The sequence below is a fragment of the Oleiphilus sp. HI0128 genome (assembly GCF_001635365.1).
The window spans coordinates 1-1,649 of sequence record NZ_LWGG01001180.1 but is presented as its reverse complement, the minus strand read 5'-3'; the positions used below and the strand labels follow the sequence as shown (position 1 = coordinate 1,649).

General features: G+C 44.9%; 2 protein-coding genes. One reads left to right on the top strand and one right to left on the bottom strand.

Annotated elements, in window-relative coordinates:
* Window positions 1–446 (top strand): ribosome recycling factor family protein (locus tag A3763_RS19925; protein ID WP_231872266.1); only part of this gene is annotated, 446 nt, incomplete at its 5' end.
* A 30-nt stretch (window positions 447–476) separates the two neighbouring features.
* Here A3763_RS19925 and A3763_RS19920 read toward each other — a convergent pair.
* Window positions 477–1,649: toprim domain-containing protein (locus tag A3763_RS19920; protein ID WP_231872265.1), on the bottom strand; the 1,173-nt coding region annotated here is incomplete at its 5' end.

Below are 1,649 nucleotides of genomic sequence, written 5' to 3'. Positions count from 1 at the left end.
TTAGAAAACAAAGCTGTCGACATTTTCGTGACATTTATACCACCTTAAAAGTTAGTACAGGTTTTGTACACAAGCTCAATATGAACACTCATATAGAAATAACACTAAACAGCTTAGTAAGACGCACAAAACATACGGATCAATTAAAAGCTCTATTGAAAAAGAATGGAGGAAAACTCACTAGAAAAGGTCGATCACGTAATTGGAAGCTAGAGCTGTCTTATCAAGATAAGAAAACGGTTGTCAACGAACTATACAACTCAGATGAGCCAAGCTGGCTATGGATTGCCAAGTTGCTCGCGCAACAAGAAAAGACGCACTCACATGAACAGTTAGTCACCATTGCGCGCCAAGCACCGGCGATTACAGTTAATCAGCTCGTTGCTGAAACTAATTGCAGTCTTGCAGAAGCGCGTAAAGCGCTTGACGAACTTGAATGGCTTTAAGCCGATAAGCTATTTGGCCAATATTTAAGATCAAATCTCAGCTAGATCGCCCTTCTCTTCTAACCAGGCTTTACGATCTGCGGCACGTTTTTTACCCAATAACATATCCATGTTCTCGTTGGTGAGGTCATGATCATCAATGGTAAGTTGCACTAGGCGGCGAGTGTCACGGGCCATTGTTGTTTCACGCAGCTGAAGCGGGTTCATTTCACCTAGCCCTTTGAAGCGCTGGACGTTTATTTTTCCCCTTTTCTTTTCCGCTTCGATACGGTCAAGAATACCCTTTCGTTCAGCTTCGTCTAACGCGTAATAAACCTCTTTACCGATATCAATTCGATATAATGGTGGCATCGCAACGAACACGTGACCACGTTCGACCAAAGTTCTAAAGTGTTTAACAAACAAAGCGCAAAGTAAGGTTGCGATATGAAGACCATCTGAATCAGCATCTGCCAAGATACAAACTTTACCGTAACGTAGGCCTTCTAAGTCCTCTGAATTTGGATCGACCCCCAAGGCTACTGCGATATCATGCACTTCTTGTGAGGCTAAAATCTGACCAGAGTCTACTTCCCATGTGTTTAGGATCTTACCTCTGAGCGGCATAATCGCTTGATATTCACGGTCACGCGCCTGTTTGGCTGAGCCACCAGCCGAGTCACCCTCTACTAGAAACAACTCGGAGTTCATAGTCTCTACACCAGAGCAATCAGCAAGCTTACCAGGCAATGCCGGGCCGGAGGTCACTTTCTTACGAACAACTTTCTTCGCTGCTTTTAGGCGCTTCTGAGCATTACTGATACACAGCTCTGCTAACTTTTCAGCATCATCAGTATGCTGATTAAGCCACAAACTGAAGGAGTCTTTGACGACACCGGAAATAAAGGCGGCAGCTTCACGCGAAGATAGGCGCTCTTTAGTCTGTCCGGAAAATTGAGGGTCTTGAAGCTTGGCTGATAGAACAAAACAGCTCTTGTCCCATATATCTTCAGAGCTCAGTTTGATACCACGCGGAAGGAGGTTTCTGAACTCACAAAACTCTCTCATCGCTTCCAAGCAGCCGGTACGAAAGCCGTTAACATGCGTTCCACCTTGAGCAGTAGGTATCAAGTTAACGTAGCTCTCCTGAGTTATCTCACCACCTTCAACTAACCATTGTATGGCCCAGTCTACAGCTTCGGTATTACCGGCCATTGATCCACT